This window comes from Agrobacterium tumefaciens, assembly GCF_005221325.1.
In the GTDB taxonomy this organism is placed as follows: Bacteria; Pseudomonadota; Alphaproteobacteria; order Rhizobiales; family Rhizobiaceae; genus Agrobacterium.
This window is the reverse complement of the sequence record NZ_CP039893.1, coordinates 105,573-123,986: the sequence shown is the minus strand read 5'-3', so window position 1 is coordinate 123,986 and position 18,414 is coordinate 105,573. Positions and strand designations below refer to the sequence as shown.

Annotated in this window: 24 protein-coding genes and 1 pseudogene; 9 read left to right on the top strand and 16 right to left on the bottom strand. The window is 60.0% G+C overall.

All coding sequences use genetic code 11. From position 1 onward, the window contains the following. Positions 1–234: 234 nt before the first annotated feature. From traC to CFBP5499_RS29375, 7 genes are all read left to right on the top strand, one after another. Positions 235–531, top strand: a complete 297-nt coding sequence (gene traC, locus CFBP5499_RS29405) for a conjugal transfer protein TraC (protein WP_012478136.1) — start codon at positions 235–237, stop codon at positions 529–531. 4 nt (positions 532–535) lie between these two features. Next, entirely contained in the window at positions 536–751 is a 216-nt protein-coding gene (traD, locus tag CFBP5499_RS29400) for a type IV conjugative transfer system coupling protein TraD (protein ID WP_012478135.1), read from the top strand. Beyond that, positions 738–2,681 carry a Ti-type conjugative transfer system protein TraG gene (traG, locus tag CFBP5499_RS29395; RefSeq protein WP_080830688.1) on the top strand — a complete coding sequence of 648 codons (1,944 nt, stop codon included), beginning with the start codon at positions 738–740 and terminating at the stop codon, positions 2,679–2,681. Before traD ends, traG begins: the two co-directional genes overlap by 14 nt. A gap of 15 nt (positions 2,682–2,696) precedes the next feature. After that, positions 2,697–2,894: a hypothetical protein gene (locus CFBP5499_RS29390; RefSeq protein WP_080830689.1), complete on the top strand. Its 198-nt coding sequence runs from the start codon at positions 2,697–2,699 to the stop codon at positions 2,892–2,894. 93 nt (positions 2,895–2,987) lie between these two features. Beyond that, positions 2,988–3,410, top strand: coding sequence for a thermonuclease family protein (locus CFBP5499_RS29385; protein ID WP_371507050.1), 423 nt, complete (start codon positions 2,988–2,990; stop codon positions 3,408–3,410). Between the two features lie 229 nt (positions 3,411–3,639). Further along, positions 3,640–3,951 carry a WGR domain-containing protein gene (locus tag CFBP5499_RS29380; protein WP_080830789.1) on the top strand — a complete coding sequence of 104 codons (312 nt, stop codon included), beginning with the start codon at positions 3,640–3,642 and terminating at the stop codon, positions 3,949–3,951. A 33-nt stretch (positions 3,952–3,984) separates the two neighbouring features. Next, positions 3,985–4,263, top strand: coding sequence for an HU family DNA-binding protein (locus CFBP5499_RS29375; RefSeq protein WP_003517400.1), 279 nt, complete (start codon positions 3,985–3,987; stop codon positions 4,261–4,263). A gap of 149 nt (positions 4,264–4,412) precedes the next feature. Here CFBP5499_RS29375 and CFBP5499_RS30310 read toward each other — a convergent pair whose 3' ends face one another. The 11 genes and pseudogenes from CFBP5499_RS30310 to CFBP5499_RS29320 all read right to left on the bottom strand — a co-directional run bounded on the left by CFBP5499_RS30310 (position 4,413) and on the right by CFBP5499_RS29320 (position 13,028). Beyond that, positions 4,413–4,574, bottom strand: a complete 162-nt coding sequence (locus tag CFBP5499_RS30310) for a hypothetical protein (RefSeq protein WP_019565695.1) — start codon at positions 4,572–4,574, stop codon at positions 4,413–4,415. 319 nt (positions 4,575–4,893) lie between these two features. Further along, complete coding sequence (locus CFBP5499_RS30305; protein ID WP_003517402.1) at positions 4,894–5,205, bottom strand: DUF736 domain-containing protein; 312 nt, start codon at positions 5,203–5,205, stop codon at positions 4,894–4,896. Between the two features lie 667 nt (positions 5,206–5,872). Further along, positions 5,873–6,496, bottom strand: a complete 624-nt coding sequence (locus CFBP5499_RS29360) for an RES family NAD+ phosphorylase (protein ID WP_080830692.1) — start codon at positions 6,494–6,496, stop codon at positions 5,873–5,875. Then, a complete protein-coding gene (locus CFBP5499_RS29355) occupies positions 6,468–7,184 on the bottom strand; it encodes a hypothetical protein (protein WP_080830693.1) in 717 nt (238 codons plus the stop codon). The genes CFBP5499_RS29360 and CFBP5499_RS29355 overlap by 29 nt, the downstream gene beginning before the upstream one ends. 147 nt (positions 7,185–7,331) lie before the next feature. Further along, positions 7,332–8,264, bottom strand: a complete 933-nt coding sequence (locus CFBP5499_RS29350) for an ArdC family protein (protein WP_080830694.1) — start codon at positions 8,262–8,264, stop codon at positions 7,332–7,334. Between the two features lie 186 nt (positions 8,265–8,450). Further along, positions 8,451–8,870, bottom strand: a complete 420-nt coding sequence (locus CFBP5499_RS29345; protein ID WP_080830695.1) for a helix-turn-helix domain-containing protein — start codon at positions 8,868–8,870, stop codon at positions 8,451–8,453. A gap of 114 nt (positions 8,871–8,984) precedes the next feature. Further along, on the bottom strand, positions 8,985–9,380 hold the full coding sequence (locus CFBP5499_RS29340; protein WP_233284305.1) for a ProQ/FINO family protein: 396 nt from the start codon (positions 9,378–9,380) through the stop codon (positions 8,985–8,987). A 165-nt stretch (positions 9,381–9,545) separates the two neighbouring features. Beyond that, positions 9,546–10,145: a hypothetical protein gene (locus CFBP5499_RS29335; protein ID WP_080830696.1), complete on the bottom strand. Its 600-nt coding sequence runs from the start codon at positions 10,143–10,145 to the stop codon at positions 9,546–9,548. Positions 10,146–10,530: 385 nt separating this feature from the next. After that, entirely contained in the window at positions 10,531–10,842 is a 312-nt protein-coding gene (locus CFBP5499_RS29330) for a hypothetical protein (RefSeq protein WP_080830697.1), read from the bottom strand. Positions 10,843–10,862: 20 nt separating this feature from the next. Continuing rightward, a pseudogene (locus CFBP5499_RS29325) lies at positions 10,863–11,168 on the bottom strand (hypothetical protein); the annotation flags it as partial. Positions 11,169–11,264: 96 nt separating this feature from the next. Beyond that, the gene (locus tag CFBP5499_RS29320; RefSeq protein ID WP_080830698.1) at positions 11,265–13,028 is read right to left on the bottom strand and encodes a ParB/RepB/Spo0J family partition protein; all 1,764 of its coding nucleotides are present in this window, start codon (positions 13,026–13,028) and stop codon (positions 11,265–11,267) included. 187 nt (positions 13,029–13,215) lie between these two features. Between CFBP5499_RS29320 and CFBP5499_RS30300 the strand changes: the two genes are divergently transcribed. Both CFBP5499_RS30300 and CFBP5499_RS29315 read left to right on the top strand, forming a co-directional pair. Further along, a complete protein-coding gene (locus CFBP5499_RS30300; protein WP_130932614.1) occupies positions 13,216–13,404 on the top strand; it encodes a hypothetical protein in 189 nt (62 codons plus the stop codon). A gap of 22 nt (positions 13,405–13,426) precedes the next feature. Next, positions 13,427–13,930, top strand: a complete 504-nt coding sequence (locus CFBP5499_RS29315; protein WP_233284297.1) for a LysR substrate-binding domain-containing protein — start codon at positions 13,427–13,429, stop codon at positions 13,928–13,930. On the opposite strand, the gene CFBP5499_RS29310 is transcribed toward CFBP5499_RS29315, so the two are convergent. The 5 genes from CFBP5499_RS29310 to CFBP5499_RS29290 all read right to left on the bottom strand — a co-directional run bounded on the left by CFBP5499_RS29310 (position 13,865) and on the right by CFBP5499_RS29290 (position 18,235). Next, positions 13,865–14,608 (bottom strand): transglutaminase-like domain-containing protein, encoded by a 744-nt coding sequence (locus CFBP5499_RS29310; RefSeq protein WP_233284296.1) that lies wholly within the window; start codon positions 14,606–14,608, stop codon positions 13,865–13,867. The genes CFBP5499_RS29315 and CFBP5499_RS29310 overlap by 66 nt on opposite strands. A 268-nt stretch (positions 14,609–14,876) precedes the next feature. Further along, positions 14,877–15,491, bottom strand: coding sequence for an exonuclease (locus CFBP5499_RS29305; RefSeq protein WP_080830700.1), 615 nt, complete (start codon positions 15,489–15,491; stop codon positions 14,877–14,879). 45 nt (positions 15,492–15,536) lie between these two features. Further along, positions 15,537–16,577, bottom strand: a complete 1,041-nt coding sequence (locus CFBP5499_RS29300) for an NAD-dependent epimerase/dehydratase family protein (protein WP_158523320.1) — start codon at positions 16,575–16,577, stop codon at positions 15,537–15,539. A 267-nt stretch (positions 16,578–16,844) separates the two neighbouring features. After that, a complete protein-coding gene (locus tag CFBP5499_RS29295) occupies positions 16,845–17,720 on the bottom strand; it encodes a DMT family transporter (protein WP_080830790.1) in 876 nt (291 codons plus the stop codon). Between the two features lie 227 nt (positions 17,721–17,947). Further along, positions 17,948–18,235 (bottom strand): hypothetical protein, encoded by a 288-nt coding sequence (locus CFBP5499_RS29290; protein ID WP_371507045.1) that lies wholly within the window; start codon positions 18,233–18,235, stop codon positions 17,948–17,950. Positions 18,236–18,414 lie beyond the last annotated feature (179 nt).

Genomic DNA, 18,414 nt, shown 5'->3' with positions numbered 1-18,414 from the left:
TTCGAACCTCGTTCGTCGGGAGCGGCCAGGCGATTCCGGCCTCTGAGCAAGACGTCGCGCCACGACGTATAATTGCGCCCTTGGACCCTTGGAGCCATTCCTTCGGAACAGTCGGGATCATCCACCAAAGCGAGCGATCTGCCGATGTGCAGATCTGCACATGTCTTTTCCAGCGCATCCGGGAGACTCTGGGCGTCGCAAGAGCAACGCCCAGAGTTCAAAGGAGCAACCGGAATGAAGAAGCCGTCATCGAAGATCAGGGAGGAAATCGCAAGACTCCAGGATCAGCTCAAGCAGGCCGAGACCCGTGAGGCCGAACGCATTGGGCGCATCGCACTGAAAGCCGGCCTCGGGGAGATCGAGATCGACGAGGCGGACCTTCAGGCGGCCTTGGAGGAGATCGCCAAACGGTTTCGCGGAGGCAAAGGTATTGCAACCGGAAAGAAGGATTCCGGAGATGGCCGAAACGCAAGCGGGGCCTCCACGGCGCAGTCGTCTGGCGCGGATGCGGGCGGCATTGGTGAGGCTTGAGCGGATGGCAAAGACGATAACATCAGATGCGCGCAAGAAGGACACGCGCGAAAAAATCGAACTCGGCGGCCTGATCGTCAAAGCCGGACTGCGCTACGAGAAGCGTTCTCTGCTGCTCGGCCTGCTGATCGACGCCAACAGACGGATCAGGGGCGACGAGACGGAGAAGGCCCGACTGGCGGCAATCGGCGCGGAGGCCTTTGGCAATGAGGGCGAATAGGCTGCTACTGGCAATCCTGCCCGCGGCGATCATGCTCGCGGCGATGATCCTGACGTCAGGCATGGAATATCGGTTGTCGGCGCTCGGAACATCAGCGCAAGCGAAGCTGATGCTGGGAAGGGCTGGTCTCGCCCTGCCCCATGTGGTGGCTGCCGAGATGGGCGTCGTTGCGCTCTTTGCCGCCAATGGTTCGACGCATATCAAGGTGGCCGGTTTAAGCGTTCTGGCAGGAAGTGCTGTGGTCATCATCATCGCCATGACACGCGAAACGATCCGCCTGGCTGGTGTTGCCGGCAATGTGCCAGCTGGCCAAACGGTTCTCGCATATGCCGATCCGGCAACGATGATTGGCGTTGGCGTCGCCTTCATCGGAAGCGTCTTTGCCTTGCGGGTTGCGATCAAGGGGAATGCAGCCTTCGCAATGGCTGCACCAAAGCGGATCGCTGGCAGGCGTGCAGTCCATGGCGAGGCCGACTGGATGAAGATGCAGGAGGCCGGAACGCTGTTTCCTGAGCACGGCGGCATCGTCATCGGCGAGCGGTATCGCGTTGATCGCGATAGTGTTGCCGCCATGCCGTTCCGGGCCGATGACAAACAAAGCTGGGGCGGCGGCGGCAAGGCGCCACTGCTCTGCTTCGATGGTTCCTTCGGCTCGTCGCATGGCATCGTCTTTGCCGGTTCCGGTGGATTCAAAACGACCTCAGTAACAATACCGACCGCGCTCAAATGGGGCGGCGGTCTCGTTGTGCTGGATCCGTCAAGCGAGGTTGCTCCGATTGTCAGCGAGCACCGGCGCCAGGCCGGCCGGAAGGTGATCGTGCTCGATCCCACAGCGTCTGGTGTCGGCTTCAATGCGCTGGACTGGATTGGCCGTCATGGCAATACGAAGGAAGAAGACATCGTCGCCGTCGCCACCTGGATCATGACCGACAATGCACGCACAGCGTCCGCCCGCGACGACTTCTTTCGCGCCTCGGCCATGCAGCTTCTAACCGCACTCATCGCCGACGTTTGTCTGTCCGGCCATACCGATGAGAAAGAGCAGACGCTGCGTCGTGTCCGGGCTAATCTTTCCGAACCGGAGCCCAAGCTTCGGGCACGTTTGACGAAGATTTATGAACAGTCGGAATCCGACTTCGTGAAGGAGAACGTCGCGGTTTTCGTCAACATGACGCCGGAGACGTTTTCCGGTGTCTACGCCAATGCGGTCAAGGAAACACACTGGCTGTCGTACACGAACTATGCCGCCCTCGTTTCTGGTGACAGTTTCTCAACCGACGATCTCGCCGAGAGCGGAACGGACATCTTCATCGCACTTGATCTGAAGGTGCTGGAAGCGCATCCCGGCCTGGCGCGTGTCGTCATCGGCTCGCTGCTCAACGCCATTTACAATCGCAATGGTGATGTGAAGGGGCGCACGCTATTTCTGCTCGATGAAGTGGCCCGTCTCGGATTCCTGCGCATCCTTGAAACGGCCCGCGATGCCGGTCGCAAATATGGCATCACGCTAACGCTGATCTTCCAGTCGCTCGGCCAGATGCGCGAGGCTTATGGAGGGCGTGATGCGACGAGCAAATGGTTCGAATCCGCATCCTGGATTTCGTTTTCTGCAATCAACGATCCTGACACCGCTGACTACATTTCGAAGCGATGTGGCGACACCACGGTCGAGGTCGATCAAACCAATCGTTCCTCCGGAATGAAGGGATCGTCGAGATCGCGGTCGAAGCAACTCAACCGCCGGCCCCTGATCCTTCCGCATGAGGTTCTGCGCATGCGCGCCGACGAGCAGATCGTCTTCACCTCGGGCAATGCACCCCTTCGATGCGGGCGCGCCATGTGGTTCCGCCGCGAGGACATGAAGGCCTGTGTCGCAGAGAACCGGTTTCAGAAAAACTCTTTCGGCACGGACAGTCCGGCTTTGAATTAGATCGAGGGAGCAACCATGAGATATTGGGAAGCCTGTGAAGCACAGGTCACAGCTGAAGAGGCAATCGAAGAATGCCGCATCCACGAGATCGACGCCGTTGTCCGCCAGCTCGATGACGCCCTCATCAATTTGCAGACCGGTGATGTCATCGCCTATGTCGATGAGGCAGGAGAATATTCCGGCGCTGATATTCTTGGATATCTGGGATATTGATCGATGAATTGTAAAGTGAGGTCCATGGCCTCGATGGTTCGGAACGAAACCTGTCAACCAGCTCACAAAATCCGGCGTTCGTCACGGAAGTCAGTGTGGTTGCTCGTGCTGTTTTGCGCAACGATCGGGACGGCACAAGCGGGCGATCAGCTCCTAGCGTCGTTCACGCTGTGCGATACGGGAAGACGGACGACCTGCGTTGTGGACGGGGACACCTTCTGGCTGGAGGGCGTCAAGATCCGCATTGCCGATATCGACGCGCCGGAAATCTCGCAGCCGGCCTGTGAAGAGGAACGCCTGGCCGGCGAAGCAGCGAAGTTGCGATTGCTCCAGCTGCTCAATGCGGCGGCCGAATTTTCGCTGGTGGCTGGTGTACGGGACGAAGATCCTTATGGCCGAAAGCTGCGTGTCGTTTCACGCGCGGGCAAGTCGCTCGGCGAGCAGCTGGTGCGGGAGAAGCTTGGCCGACGCTGGGGCAGCCCCCGGATCGATTGGTGTGGCGGCGATATGCACTGAAAGGTCGCCTGCCTGCATCCGCCGTAGTGTTTCCGCGAGAGGATCATCACCGGAATCGGCCGAAACCGCGTTGCGGGTTCGGTGAGCGGAGCGAGTAGAACCGTGCGGCGAAGCCGTCTCACCCAACCGGAGCCGATTACCGATATTCATCACGAAAATGAATCGAAAGTGGCCATTCGATTCAGAAGTGTCGTTGGACCGTAGCGTGAAGATCGACGATCAAGCGGGGATGGGTATTCATCACTACCAGCTTTATTGCCAGAGGATCGACGCCAACAGGAACATGGCCCGATATTACGCGCTTGCGATCCGGCCAACCCTGTTCGGAGAAACCGCGTTGGTACGGACATGGGGACGGATCGGCAAGGCGGGCGGGGAGATGACCGAGGTGTTCGGCAATGAGAATGATGCGATATCGCGCTTCCTCGAACTGGTACTGCAGAAGCGCAAAAGGGGCTATCAACCGGCAAGAAGCTGTGGAAACCCCTGCAGGAGCGCGACTCTAAGGACAACGCCGCATGACAACGTAACGATCGCCTGAAAGGGTTTTCCCGTCTTTAACGAGGAAACCGTCATGACCACAACCAATGAAATCGCCGAAAAGATCGCATCCGAACAGAACCTGACCAAAGCCCAGGCGAAATCGATCGTCGAAACCGTCTTCGCGTCGATCACGACGGCAGCCACGTCTGGAGCGGAAACATCTATCCCGGGATTCGGCAAGTTCAAGATCAAGGATACCCCGGAGCGTGAGGCTCGCAATCCGGCAACCGGCGCCACCATCAAGGTTGCCGCTGCGAAGAAGCTTACGTTTCAGCCTGCCAAAGCACTGAAAGATGTGCTGAACAAGTGAGCCGCACCGCGGTAAGCGGGGTCATCAGGGGGGAGCCGCCAAAGGCAGACGGCGCAGCGTCATCGGCGCTGCTTGCCATCACGCTTAAGCTGATCTCGATCTCGATGGCAATCGGACGGTGGTGGCAGCATTGCGGGTGTATGCCACCCTCAGAAGGGCGGCACGGCGTCAACGGAACCGTCCTGCTCGGCCATGATAACGGCCAGTTCGGCCAGAGCCAGTTCCAGCTCCGCGGCAATCTGGCGACGCTCGTCTGGGTGGCAATGGTTCATCTCGGCGCGCAGTTCTTCGATATGTTGTTCCAGTAGCATCGTCATCTCCTTGACGTTTGAGAAAGATGACGCCGCGGGGCGTGAGGAAATGACGGGGTCAGGGATCGCGTCGGCGACCGCCAGAGGCGGCGAGTGGGGTGCCGGTTTTGTTGAAGCGCAGGGAACCGGAGCGGAAGCAAAATCGGGGGGCCACGCGAAGTCCTTGAGGCCGGCATTTGCTCGCGGCACGATTGGTCATTCTGAGCAGACCCCGCCTATCCGTATCGCGACCGGAAGACGAAGCGGGCTAGATGCCCGGTTCCTTCTTGGTTTGAACAAGGGAAAAGCCCCGCCGTTTCCGGCAGGGCTTCGTCTTTGATCAGGCGTCGCGCTTCGGGCGGTTCCAGACCAACGTATAGTCGCCTTCCCTCTCGGTCGGCCAAAGTGCCGCATTGATCGGGGCCGGAAAGCTCGGATCGTCGAGCTTGACCGAGATGTAGGGCTCTCCGTCGCCGGAAACCTGGCTCCAGGCGGCGCCGACTTCGGCCGCTCCGGACATGATCCGGAAGTCGGGAGCGTCGCGGGATGTGCGTTCGATCGGGTTCAGACGGGCCTTCATGGAGACCGTCAGAGTGCGTACGTGGCCGAGGATGGTGTTGCCGTTGGTGGTGAATTCGCCGATGATTGCCATTGTCGTGATCCTTTCGGTTTGATCGGGCCGCGACCATCGCGTCCTCGATGACTGTCGATTTGATCGGGGACGATCGGACCGCATCCTTAAGGGACCGGAATGCAATGGAGGGCGGCGGGAGACGGCTTTCTTGGACCGCGAGGAATGCGAACGCAGGTCGCAGGGGAAGAAAGTTGGCGATGCCGTTGCGGGAGAACGATCGAGGCGCAGCCGCTCTTCGATCAGACATGTCAAATCGAGGCCGCGTTGGCCGCGCCCACTTGCTATGCCCGAATGGATGGCAACAATGGCCAGATCGATCGTTTGGGAATTTGCCCGGCCAATGCGACGAGGAGCGTCGCCGAACTTTCCGTCTCGATGGCGGCTCCGGTTTCAGATCGGTTACATGTCGTCCATGCATGCTCTTGTTCGCCAAAAATTATCCGTTGTTGGCAAGACGCAGGGGCCAGTCACAACAACATCGTTTCGTGCCCGCACGAGGTAAGATCGTGTCCGCTGACACCGGACCGGACAAGCCGCGCTGTCCGTTCCAGAATTTGCGATCAGCATATTCTGTCCTGCACTCAATCGCAGCTGATTGATGCCGCCCCCTCGGTCGACGGTGGGTGTGTCCACGGATCCATGTCGCGGCCATGAACGGATCGGTGGAAAGGAGTGAGGATACCTCTCAAGGAGAGCGAGCGCTCCGGACCGAGACACCGATTTCCTTCAGTGCGGGAACGAGGCCCGGGTGTCGAAGAAGCTCGATTGCCGGCGTCGCCGCGAGCTTGCGCGTCACCGCACGGTCGTAGACCGCCAGACAATGGGCGCCTGTCAACCGCGATGCGTACAACAATCCGTCGGCATCGAAGGACCCGTAGACGGCCTCGCTCAGCGCCTGCCCATCGTTGTGTGTTTTCGCACGGGCAGCATCGGTGCTAACTCCTAGCTTGAGCAGACCGGTGGTTCTCAGATCGAGGACGGTCAAGGGATCGACAGCGGAAACCTCGGCAATCGCCCAGTCTTCGAACTCTATTTCATCAAGCACCCGGTCGGCGCTGCCCTCGAATCGGTCACGCACGATCGTTTCGGCAATCGCCGTCGGCAGATCCTGCGCGATGTAGGCCACGCGAAATCGACTGTGAGGGCTGGAAAAGCGGCTATTGCCAAAGCCCATGCCGAGTGGCGTCGCCATGTGGGCACGTGGCAAAACGCGCAGCCAGGCATTCGGCCGAAACGCCAGTGCGAGATCGGCAACTGTTGTGGGATTGAGCTTCACAGTGTCAGCCGAAATCACGCTCGGCCGCAGCAAGGACCTCGTCCAGACGACCATTTTTCATGAGATCCAACGGTGAGCCGCCGATATCGGGCTTTGTCCGGATCAACCACTGCCAGGCGACACGAGGATTGGCGATGATCCGCGTCACCTGAGCCATGCCCTCTACCGGGCGTCCATCGACGAACTGCGCTAATGGAAAGACATGCTTGCGTTCGCCCTTCAGCAGGCCAATCACCGCGCCACGCCTCTGCCAGTCGTGCAGCGTCGACCGTTTCGTGCCAAATGTCTTTTCGATCTCGGCCGGTCCCGCGACAGGACCGGCCCAGTCCTCGAGACGCGTCGGCTCTGCAAAAGCTGCAAGTCTGCGCCTTCCTTCATCGAGATCGACGGGCGCGGGAAGACCGGCGCCCTGACTGACCTCGACGGACTTGCCAACCGCAAGCGGCGCGAGGCGGACGTCCGCCTCCGCGATGAGGCCAGCGACCGCGACCGCGACGGCTTGCGCCAGCTCGCGCTCGTCGGCAACGAGCCGGCGTTGCTGGTCGGCGGCAAGACGTGCGGTTGCTGCGGTGACTGCGGCGACGACACGCCCCGTCGCGGCAAGCGCCGTCTTGGAAAGACGTGGATTATGACGGGCGAGGACCTCGACGACGTCGGCAATGGCCGCCGGGTTCAACCCAGACAAGGAGGTTGCTGACGATTTTCTGACGGATGTGACCATGTTCCTGCTCCTATCATCTACCACGATAGATAGTACAGATTGTCCGGAATGTCTAGATTGTAGGGCACATTACCATGGGGCGGATAGGTCCACAGAAAGCTATTGTTTTGCTCGAACCAAAGGACGCCCAAAAAGAGACGAGCGCGATTACGCTACCTCCCTCGTCGCGCAGGCATCCGCCCTTGGCTGAAGACCGTGGAGATAATTGACCGCCCGCTGCGCATGCGCGGCCGCCTGGAAAATTGCCCGTTTGTCGTTGGCCAGCACCGAGAGCCATGACTGCAGATAGGACGCGTGATCCGGCCGCGGCTCAAGTTCCGGCGCGATACCGAGGTCAGCGCAGAGGAAGCAACTGCCAAGTTCGGCAATGAGTTCTTCCCGCGCTCGCTCCGTCCGGTCCTTGGCATAGCGCGACAGGTCGCGTCCCACGCGATGTTCTGCCGCCGTCCAGTGGGTCGCCTCATGGCTGAGGACTGCCGCATACCCGGCGGCATCGCGGAAGGCTTCGAACGGTGGCATCTGGATATAGTCCATGGCCGGAGAATAGTATGCCTGGTTGCCGCCGTGCCGAATGACTGCGCCGGTATTGCGGAAGAACTCGTCGGCGTGACCGATGCGCTCGATCGGGCTCAGGAGCGGTTCGGGTACGCCATGATAGTGGTCAGGCAGGCCGTCGATCTGCGCTACGTTGAACACCGTGTACGATTTAAGGAACGGAATATCGCGCTCCACCTCGCCGCCATTACTGTCGGTCTCCGACTTGGTGAAGCGGCTTGCATAGATGACCGTCGTTCCGGTCTCGCCCTTGCGAACAGCTCCATCCAGCTGCAAGGCCTGTTTGAACGTCATCCATGTCGGCGAGACATAGCCCCTCGCTGTGCTCTCCGACCACAACAGCAGCACGTTGAGGCCACTATAGGCTTCGCCATTGTGGCGCAGCGGCCGGGTGATCCGTCCGGTCGTATTTGCGGCCGACCAGGGCTTCATCCACGGACGGACGCCTTTTTCCAGATCCGCAACGATCCTGTCGGTGATCCGCGCATAGAGATCGGCGCGCTCGCCCTGCCCTTTTCTTTTCATATCCTTGAACCTCCGTTTTCGGAGGTCGCGACCATCGCGACCCCGTCACGTCGGTCAAAAGCCGGGGAGATCAGGGATGAGCGCACGCGGAACGCGCCGCAACTGCAAGTGAAGGAGGGCGCAAGCCCTTGCGCGAAACCCTAGCCCCGGCAGGACCGGAGGCGGGACGGGTCGCGATGAGACCGATTATTGCGCCTCTTCCTCGGCGCGAGCGAGCGATTTCACCAGCAGGACAACTTTGTGCCGCACGGCAGCCGAAGGGATCTGCATGAAGGCGCGGTTGAGATTGACACCTTCATTCGACGTCAGAAACAGCGCGACCTCGTCGATCTCGCGTGTGATATGGGGATCATCGTCGTCTTGCCGCCCACCCTGGTTTCCGTCGAAGAAATAGGACATCGGAACATCCAGCGCCGTCGCGATCTGGCTGAGGCGGCTGGCGCCCACGCGGTTGGCGCCCTTCTCGTATTTCTGGACCTGCTGGAAGGTCACGCCAAGCTTGCCCGCCAATGACTGCTGGGACATCCTTAAAAGCTTCCGCTTCAGCTTAATACGGGCGCCGACTTCGACGTCGATCGCGTGCGGGGCTTTCCTTGTATCACTCAATTATCCGGCTCCTTCCGCATGTGATGGCTGCAGAATGAAGCAACGATTGTATCCGTTGCAAGGCCGCATTCTCATACGCGCATGATCGAAGGGAGGATTTCCCCGGCTTTGAAACTACTTGTCCGGGCTTGGCCCGGTTGCAACCTCTTCGGTCCGCCCAGCCTCTGCCGACGTCTGTCTCTCTCGCCGGATTTCCTCGACGCGCAACTGCGCTGACAGGCGATCCGCCTCATCGACCGGAGTGACAGGTGTACCGGTTGCATCATGACGCATGGCGTCCGGCTGCGCGCTCGCCAGCAGATAGTTCTTCGAGCGCGCATAGGCGGCAATCGCCCTGCGCAGGCGCACTGCCGGCACATCGGGTTGCAACGAGGAGCGGAACGTATCGAATATGCCGATCACAAACGGTAGGATCGGATCACCGTCTTTTACGGGAAGAACCGGCGCCGGGGTCGAAAGAAGCGCGTTGATGGCCGCGGCCTTTCGCAAATCGGAGGCATTGGCCAACACGGGTCCCTGTGACTTCGGCCAAGGTTTGGTCCTGGGGGCTGAAACGGTTTCCATGGATATCCTTTCGAAATCGATCTCCTCGCATATAAGCATGCAGTTCTGACGAAAACAGGACAACCGTCTATGTGAAGGTCTGGCGGGGCTGGAGCCCCGCCGCGATGGGTGTTACTCGAAGGCGGATAGCTGCGCTGCGGCTGCCTTGCGGTCGAGCGTCTGGCCGGGGTTCTCGACCGGGCGGTCGAACGGCTTCCAGGTTTCGCCGACCACTTGCTCATAGGCAGCAACAGCGCCGACTGCCGCCATTCTGAGCGCGTGCGCCTGGATACCCATGTCGGCTGCGAATTCCCGCTTGCGCTGGGCGGCGCTGTCGTAGCCAACCGGACCGTCGAGATCCTCGTCACGGGCATCCGCAGCACTCTTGGCGGTGGCGTCCCGCGCCTCAGTGACGGCGCGGGAGTAGAACTGGCCGGCGCCATGGGCCGACCCGACATAGGCGCCGACGATGCGCTGCAGATGGATCTGCATCGCCCGTTCGCCAAGGCCATCGGAAAGGGCGGTGGCGGTCTCGACGATCAGGCGCTCGTGCATGTCGCGGATGCCGTCGCTATCGAGAATGGCGGTGCCAAAACTTTCGGCGATCCGGAGCGCCTGTGTTTCATCGGGGCATGTAAGGCGGACCATTTCTAGGGTGGCGCCTTTGCGCAGCGGCACGACGCGCGCGGTGGGGCGGGTTGATTGGCGGGACTGGGTGGTGGACTTTGCCATGATTGGTTTCCTTCTTGCTTCGCCGAAGCGTCGGCCCCCTGGCCGTTCCGTCCTTCGGTGCGGCGACAAGGAACAGGCGCAATCCGGGCGGATCAGGGTCCGGGCAGGCCAGATCGAGCGAAGAAGGCATGCGGTCAAGCGGGGCTGCCCAAGCCCTTGCGAAGCCCGCGTGCCTGCTTTGTCGAGAGCGGCATGACCGGCCGCCCCGCGGCGCGACAGCGGCCTTGAACCGAACGGGCGCTGGTTCAGACCGCCACGAAACCGAAGGACGGAACGGCCAGAGGCAAACCTCGGATGCCGAAGTGGAGAGGAAACCATGCAAGACCAACGCCAGCCCCGACGATCCGCCCTCCGTAGCTTGCCGAGCTGCCAAGGTCGCCGGACGTTACCGCTGGGATCGCTGCCCCATTTGGCCAGCGTTGCTGGGGAGAGCTGCACGGACACGTAACGATGCGATTGCCGCCTCCTGCCGCGCGAGCTTCCGCGACAGTGCATCGATTTCCGGCTGGCGCTCGGCGGTGATGGCGGCAAGATTGGTGCGATAGCGGTTGAGGAACGCGTCCGGCTCATGCGGTCTGCCACGTCGATACCTGGGCTTGCGCGCGCCAAGCGATGGTATCAGCGCGGTCATCTTGCGGATGATCTGACGCTCGATCATGCCGATCTGGTGCCGCGTCTGCCGGCAGGCGTCCTCCATGCGCCGCAATTCCACGTGGGGCAACTGCCTGTGGCAGGACGCTCGACAACGCGGAACGTCAATTGGGTTTCAAGCGAGAACGTACGGTGGATGCGGATGGTAATAACACCGCCGCCGCCAAAATCGCCTTCGTGCAGCGTGACGTTTGCCGGCAGGATGATGCTGCCGGCGGCGCGCTCGTCCTGCTTGCGGATCAGCCGGCCGGAGCTGTTGTTGGTCCTCCAGGCGGACAGCTTTTTGCGATGCCGTTCGGGTGGCCGCGGCGTGCTGTCGGACCATTGAAGGATGGCGCCGATCGGTGCCAGAAATGCGAGATGTGCAGACATGCGACTTCTCCCTGAATTGAGGGGTGCTGGAAACAAAACCGCCGCCGATGGAGACCAACGGCGGCGGGGCTGCATTGGGAGAGGAATTGGAAGCGGCTATTCCGCGGCGATCCCGTAAGCGTCCTGTTCCTCGTCTGGCTCATCTGTCTCGGGACCATCGCCAAACGTAACGGGAAGATCGCCCTCACCCTCGGAGGGATCACCCTCTTCCTCGATCTGCTCCTCCTCGACGTCCGCCGTCTCAGTTTCGGCCTCTTCCTCATCGTCCACAGCCTCGCCGTGTTTGATCAGATCGGTGACGTCCTGGCGGTCGGGTGCAAAGAGCGCGGAAGCGTGGACAAAGCGTTCCTGACCGAAATGACCGACAAGAGCCGCCCGCGTCTCCCGCACCTTCTGGCGCGGAAGCACGTTTGCCTCCTTCGCCGCCGCCTCCAGCGCTTGCCGCGACAGGCACAACAGAAAATCTTCCGAACCCATGTTGGGCAGGAAGCTGTCGGCGCCGATGGCGTCGCCGGCGATACGCGACACCACGCCACTGTTGGACATGCCGCGCCGGCATGACAGCACGTCGATCAGCACCGAGCGGGCAGCGATACGCACCGTCTCCATGTCGAAGGCGAGCTTGCCGTCCTCGGAGAGCAGCCGGGCGGCATGGCGCCCGAAGCGCTTCGGCCCGTACACGCTGTCGCTGACGCCGGAATCGACGCGGACGTTCCGACCGGCGAAGGCAAGAACAAGCAGCGCCATCAGCATGTCGTCCTCGATTGGAGCGCGACCGAGTGCCTCGTGCAGGGCATCGGTGCGGAAGTCGCCGATCATGTCCTGACCCTTCTGGGTGACATCCGGGCGCGGCTTCGGTGCGTCGATGATCGGATCATCGACTGATCCTGCCGCATCGTTACCAGCGGAAGCATCACCCTTACTCTTCTTCTTGTCTTCGGGCATGCGGAAAGCAACCGACTGCACCTTGCCGTCACGGTCAAGATACATGGCGATATGGTCGGACTTCGACGGCTTGCCGTAAATGCGCTCGGCCTTCTTCGGCAGTTCCGGCTGACCCCAGTTATTGACCTCGACGATCGCGCCCTTCCTGGGAATGTTGCTGGTCATCCATTCCTGCTGGGCGCCGAGGAAGGCCTCGACATTGGTCGTGTAGCGGCTGTCCTGATCGGCCGGCGCGAACAGGTCCTCGACCCATTCGATACCGTAGGCGGCAGCGAGATCGTCGCCAAAGCTCGCATCCTTCGCGAACATGCGGGTCTTCGAAAGCGCCCGTGAGATGTTGTACCAGTCGGCGCGTTCGGCCTTCTTCGGCTTGTTGGCCTTCCAGACTTGCTTCTGTTCCTCGATCGACGCGGCGGCGATGGTGCGCAGTTGCTGCTCGTTCGGCATGTCGCCGAGCGCCATATGGTCGAGCATGGCCGGCAGAACATTAGCGAGAAGCCGCAGTTTGCGGATCTGGCGGACCGGTAGGGCGAGCGCCACGCCGATCGCTTCCTCGGTCCAGCCGAGGGCGACCAGCCGTTCGATGCCGCGCCACTGGTCGATAGGATTGAGCGGCTCACGGGCGATGTTTTCGACCATAGAGCGCATGGCGCCGTTGTCATTGGTCGCCTCGCGGACGATCACGTCGATTTCCTCGAGGCCCGCGGCAATTGCCTGGGCGACACGCCGGTGCCCCGCCTGGATGATGTAGCCGTTTCCGCCATCGGTTTCCGGCGCGACGATAGGTGGCTGGATGATACCGACGGCCTTGACCGTCGCCAGCAGCAGCGCATCGGCCTGCGGTGAAGATTTCGAGCGGCGCGCATCGTCGGGATTGTTCTTCAGCGCACGGGGATCGAGCTTGAGGATCTGCATGGAATTTGCTCCTTCCGGGTTTCGGGGCGGCGGATCGCCACCCCTTCCTGTCTTCACTTCTTTGCGAAGACAATTCCCGGACCGCAGAGCGGACGGACCGGCGCAACTGCGCCCGAGCGGCCCTGCCCGTCAGTTCGAGCGGGGCGAAGCCTTGCGAGAACTACGGACAGGGTTGAGGAGGGAGCGGTTGAGCGACAGCGGCGGCGAGACGGCCGGTGTGCGAATAAGGTTTTCTCTCCTTGCTTCTTCTTGTTCTTTCAGTTCGCTCCTGACGTTTGCGTTAAAACAGCCGCCATTGAATCATCAGGGGAATTTCGGCCCGCAGAACTCGGAGTTTCGCGACCTTATCCTGCAACATCTACTGGGAATTGCTTAAACGCGATTCGAGCCGTCCTGTCGTGTCTCCAAACTTGCTCGCAAAAAGCTCCGATGGTCGGGGAAAGGCCGTTCAGTATTTGCCAGCTCTCCAATGTGCTGCCGGGAATTGGGACTGGAAGCTTTGGTGTGAGGCGCTTGATATTTCCCTGGCAGAGCTTTCTTTCGCCCATGAATTTGACACGGACGATGCAGCGCTTCATGCCTGCGTGGCCGGTCTCGGGATGGTGCTAGCGCCGCCGATCCTCACCGCCAGGGAAATACGATCCGGCGCGTTGGTGGCCCTGCCAGGGTATGAACCGGTTGAGATCGGTGCTTATCGTTACCAGCGCCGGTCGGAAGCCAGAGTAGTCCGGCAATTTTGCAGCTGGCTGGACGCTAAAACCCAGCGCCTTAACCAAGATTGTCGCGCAACTGCGGATGGTGCTCGATCTTTAGGTGGGCTTTGCGGCGCTGCAAAATCAGGAGTTCCGCAACACGACAGGCATGGGTTCGCCTCGAGGAAAGCTGATAACCTTCTTTGGTAAGGCCCAGTCCGCTATAGCTCCAGGCTCGCTGTCCGCGTCGACATCGGCGCTCCGCAGCCGTGAAGCGAGTTGATCGAGCGTTGTCCGCGTCTCCTGCGACCACTCGGTTGAAACGCGGGACAGGTCTTCTGATAAATCCCAATAATCCCATGGTTTCAGTTCAAGCTTACGAAGGGCTGCGATCTCGCGAAACAGGCTTCCCGCGACGAACCGCTGGCCGCCAAGGTTGAGGCTCGAAACGCCAAATCGCCAAGCGATCTCCGGCTCGTCTTTGATCCGAAACCATGCCTCGCTCGCTGTCAGGAACCGCTGGCGCGGCACGTCCAGGGGATCGAAAGAAACGCAGTCGACAGCTGCAAACTCCACGTCGAGTCTGTTCCAGCGCCCGCCGTCATGCCATTCGCAAAGCCAGTGATCTTCCCAACGTTCAGGCACCAGATAGTCGGAAAAACCGACGCGGAGGCGAGCGGGGGTACCGCGCTCGCGAAAGATACTGGCCGCCAGGATGGCAAAATCCCGGCAGACGCCGCCGACTTTTTGCAGCGCATCGTCGCCATCAAGTAAGTTGCGCTCTACGACGACGGACAAAATCTCGGCCACGCAACGAAGCTCCAGATCGTCGGTCTGTTCAGGTGTAAAGCCTCGCTCTTTGGACTCAGGCCCGCGAGGATGCTGCATGAATGAGCAGATCCACCCGGCATTGATTTGGGCTCGGCGCCACAGCGCATCAATGTTTCACGATATGGCCCAGGTTCAGAGTAGAAGCTTTGGGAGGCATAGAAGGATTTGCGCATTGCTGTCTCTTTCCAGTTGAGGTTGAGACACGACAATGAGGGCAAATTTTCAAAAATTGTCAACGGTGCGCCTGTCGCAGACATTCCGGTCCTCGCTCGATTGAAAACCTGGCTTCTGCAAGCGCTGCCAAAAACACCATTTACGCGACTGCCTACCCAGCCACGAATATATCAGGCCGCAACTTTCCGGCCTTCAAGAGATATTGCAAGGTGTACGAAACCGAAAGCGCATCATCGAGTGCATCATGGCCCTGCAAGGGTGGATGCTCTACATTGTAGTAGTCGGCCAACTTGTTGCTCGGCGTCCTTGCCAAATCCTCGATCGGCATTCCTGCCGCGAGCAGGAGCTTGACGGCATTGTCAAAACGATGGGCGGGAATTAGCGCTTGAATGCCAGCGACATAGCAGCTGATCGCCACCATGTTCAGTTCGTCCTTCCCCCATGACCAAAGCTGCGCCCCATCTGAAAATCTTTCGATACCTGATAGCGCATCTTTCAGGGTAACACCCTCGCATTCGAGGTTCTGTTCCGTTATGCGGGTCAGGTTCGTGAAATAAGCATCGAGAGGGTATCGTTTGCCATATCGGTCAATGGGAAGCACGTATGCTTTGTAGGTTTCCAGAATAGGGTAATCCCCTTCGAGACCGAGCTTGACCGCTCCGACTTGAGCTATGATGGGATCAGGATCGATCGCAGCGCACCAAAACCGGCGTTGTGATCCTTCAATGCAAAGAAACTCACAGTCGAATATAATCGCCTTCTTCATATAATACCTCCTGCAATACAGTCAGCCTGTACCGTTGGTTTTTCGTCAAATGGGAACCCGGTAGGTCCGGAGGAAAGCATCTTCCGCGTCGTAATCAAACAGCGGGACGGTGTAGCGAGCCAGTATGGGAAATCGCTCCCGCCAGTCCTTGTCGGCTGAGCTTCGAAGCCAGTGGCACGTGGCTGCAACTGAACGCGAGTAGTCGGTGGCAGCCGTGTATCCGATCTGCCGTGCAGCGTCGGTGTTCAAGGTGAATGGAGCGGGAACGGACCATGGTGTCCAGCCGACGGGCGAGCCAAGGCGTGGATCGCCCATGTCGATCGGCAGTAAGGTCCCCGTCCATCCCATGGCCTCGGCGATGTGGGAGCCGATCTCATGCACGGTCGGGGCTACAGGATCTGCTATGTTGAGGATGAGTTTCCGATTGGCGGCAAGGGCGCGCCAGGTAACCTCCGCTATGTTGCGTGCGGCGGTCGTATGGAAACGGCTTCGTCCGTTAAAGCAGAGGGGTATGATTTCGCGTCCGTCCATCATGCGTTTCACAAACCACCATTCGCGGGGATGGGTGGAATGCGTTCCGTGGATCGCGGCAGGCCGCAGGATGGTGACAGGGCGCTTCGCGCCGTCAAGCAGCAGTCTTTCCACCGCCACCTTCTTTGTCGAGTAGTTCTGCGGACCGGGCTCGACGGTTGGCTGGTCCTCCGTCATCCCGTCCGGAAGATCGGGAAAGCCGTTCTCCCGCGCTTCATCGAGGGTCCTGCCGGTCTTGTCGCGGTAGACGCTGGATGACGAGATTACCACGAACTGCCCAACGGACGCCTGGATGTCGAGCAGTTGATTTGCGTGCGTTTCGTCATATGCCACGGTGTCGATCACAGCATCCGCGCCGGTACCGATGGCGCGTCCCAACGCGCCAGGCTGGTCACGGTCCAGAGAGATTGCCTTGGCTTCGAAGCCGAGGGCCTCATCGGGAATGTTACCAATGCGACTTGCAAAGGTGACGCCCCAACCCTCTTTCAACAGTTTCAGACCAATCGCACGGCCGATCTGCCCGGTTCCACCGATAATGAATGCCTGCTTTGTCACGTCGGTCTCCTGCTGCTTGATTGTATCCGGCGAGCGTAACAACGGCGGCCTCTTACCGAAAGGCCTACGGATGTAGACGATCAGCTAGAAAATCAGACCTGTCATAGGATTTCCGCGACAAGCAGATTGGTATCGCCAGCACGGCTTGCGCTTTCCCGCATGCCCGCGCTTCTACTGATCCCGGATTATCAAGCTGATCGTCGTCGATTTTGTGGAGCGCACGGCGCTGGAGATGCCGGGGGCAACCTGAAAAACCATGACATTCGCTCAACCTCCTGACAGGAGGATGACACCGACGATCAGTACCCCGCAGCCCGCTAGCCGCCACGGCCCGACCCTCTCGCGCAGGATCACCATGCCCATGAGTGCGCCGACCATCATCGACATTTCGCGCATTGGGGCGACGAGGCTGAGCGGCGCCCCCGAGGTCAGCGCGGCCAGCACGAGGATGTAAGACAGCGGCGATAGCAATCCGACACCAACCGCAATCCACCAGTAGCCCCGCATCATCCCGATAGCCCGGCGCGGATTTGCGATGACGAGCGGGGCCAGAAGGACGAACCGGAGCAGGTTCGAAAACCAGTCCAGCACCACCGGCGCGATACCAAGGGTTTTGACGGCATAGGCATCGACCACCGTATAAGATGCGATCAGACCACCTGTCGCAGCACCCCAACGAACGCCTGTTTGCCCACCCGGACGCAGAAAAGCGGACAGATCACCCTGCGTGGCAATAAGGCCGATCCCGGCGACAACGAAGAACAGGCCGATGATACCTTGCCCAGACGGTATTTCCCCGAGGATCAAGAATGCGCCCAGCGTCGAAAGCATCGGGCCAGTGCCTCGGGCAACTGGATAGACCACTGACAGGTCAGCAACCTGATATCCACGTTGAAGGCACAAACTATAAGCTAAATGGATCAGGCCGCTTGTCAGGACGAAGCCGACGCCGATCCACGTCCAAACTACGCCGTCGCCAGTCATGAGCAAATACAGCACCCATGGCGCATAGGAGATGCAGGCAATTAGATTGTAGGCAAAGACAAATATCGGGCCCACCGATGCGGCCCGTTTCGCGAGAAGATTCCAGCTTGCATGGATGAAGGATGCAAGGACAACAAGTAGCAGCGAGGCAAACGCCATCGAGACCTCCTTATGCGCCAACGGCGCTGGTTGATCTCGACTTCTCCTCCTCTGGGATTTTGCCCCTCGGGTGCAGCCGTGGAACACCCACGGTTTCTGCAACGCTCGGTCCAGCGACGGCGCTGCCGTCCGGAACCCTAGTTGCCACTCGGTCGATCCGGAAATCCTAGCGTATTAGCATCAGCACTATCAAGCGCTGATGCAAAAACACCGAACTCTGCGACTGTTCAGGCTGACTTCCTGGTGATGAACATGCCGCTTTCATTCTTGATTTCTAACACGCCGTTGCCCTTCTTGAACGCGTCGGTGATCGCCTCCCGGATCGCCGTGAGTTGCGCCTCGTCAGCTTGATCGCCAGGCGGATAAGACGTTCGCCCCGGCTTACTGGCCTGAGACGTATGCAAAAGGCAACGGCTGGCAACTACCCGGGCCGCAACCCAAATCGAGAACGCGATGTCCAGCGTTGAGGGGGCAGTGCCTAGCGAACACGAAAAACTGAGGGTTCCGGCTATCATTTATTCACTATTGAGGCAGGCCCGCGCCGCGATTTTCTGACTGTCGCCATACTGCTTGGCGTTGCCTGACGATAGGGACGACATGCCCTGTGTCCAGAGCCCCAGATTTGTAGAATTCCCACATCTTGCTCATATATGTTCTTGATATGTTCTATCCGATTCCATAAACCCCCGTCTTC

Coding starts and splice junctions, on each gene's coding strand:
- traC (WP_012478136.1), top strand. CDS start 235: ATGAAGAAGCCGTCATCGAAGATCAGGGAGGAAATCGCAAGACTCCAG.
- traD (WP_012478135.1), top strand. CDS start 536: ATGGCAAAGACGATAACATCAGATGCGCGCAAGAAGGACACGCGCGAA.
- traG (WP_080830688.1), top strand. CDS start 738: ATGAGGGCGAATAGGCTGCTACTGGCAATCCTGCCCGCGGCGATCATG.
- CFBP5499_RS29390 (WP_080830689.1), top strand. CDS start 2,697: ATGAGATATTGGGAAGCCTGTGAAGCACAGGTCACAGCTGAAGAGGCA.
- CFBP5499_RS29380 (WP_080830789.1), top strand. CDS start 3,640: ATGGGTATTCATCACTACCAGCTTTATTGCCAGAGGATCGACGCCAAC.
- CFBP5499_RS29375 (WP_003517400.1), top strand. CDS start 3,985: ATGACCACAACCAATGAAATCGCCGAAAAGATCGCATCCGAACAGAAC.
- CFBP5499_RS30310 (WP_019565695.1), bottom strand. CDS start 4,574: ATGCTACTGGAACAACATATCGAAGAACTGCGCGCCGAGATGAACCAT.
- CFBP5499_RS30305 (WP_003517402.1), bottom strand. CDS start 5,205: ATGGCAATCATCGGCGAATTCACCACCAACGGCAACACCATCCTCGGC.
- CFBP5499_RS29355 (WP_080830693.1), bottom strand. CDS start 7,184: ATGGTCACATCCGTCAGAAAATCGTCAGCAACCTCCTTGTCTGGGTTG.
- CFBP5499_RS29350 (WP_080830694.1), bottom strand. CDS start 8,264: ATGAAAAGAAAAGGGCAGGGCGAGCGCGCCGATCTCTATGCGCGGATC.
- CFBP5499_RS29335 (WP_080830696.1), bottom strand. CDS start 10,145: ATGGCAAAGTCCACCACCCAGTCCCGCCAATCAACCCGCCCCACCGCG.
- CFBP5499_RS29330 (WP_080830697.1), bottom strand. CDS start 10,842: ATGGAGGACGCCTGCCGGCAGACGCGGCACCAGATCGGCATGATCGAG.
- CFBP5499_RS29320 (WP_080830698.1), bottom strand. CDS start 13,028: ATGCAGATCCTCAAGCTCGATCCCCGTGCGCTGAAGAACAATCCCGAC.
- CFBP5499_RS29310 (WP_233284296.1), bottom strand. CDS start 14,608: ATGCAGCATCCTCGCGGGCCTGAGTCCAAAGAGCGAGGCTTTACACCT.
- CFBP5499_RS29305 (WP_080830700.1), bottom strand. CDS start 15,491: ATGAAGAAGGCGATTATATTCGACTGTGAGTTTCTTTGCATTGAAGGA.
- CFBP5499_RS29295 (WP_080830790.1), bottom strand. CDS start 17,720: ATGGCGTTTGCCTCGCTGCTACTTGTTGTCCTTGCATCCTTCATCCAT.
- CFBP5499_RS29290 (WP_371507045.1), bottom strand. CDS start 18,235: ATGATAGCCGGAACCCTCAGTTTTTCGTGTTCGCTAGGCACTGCCCCC.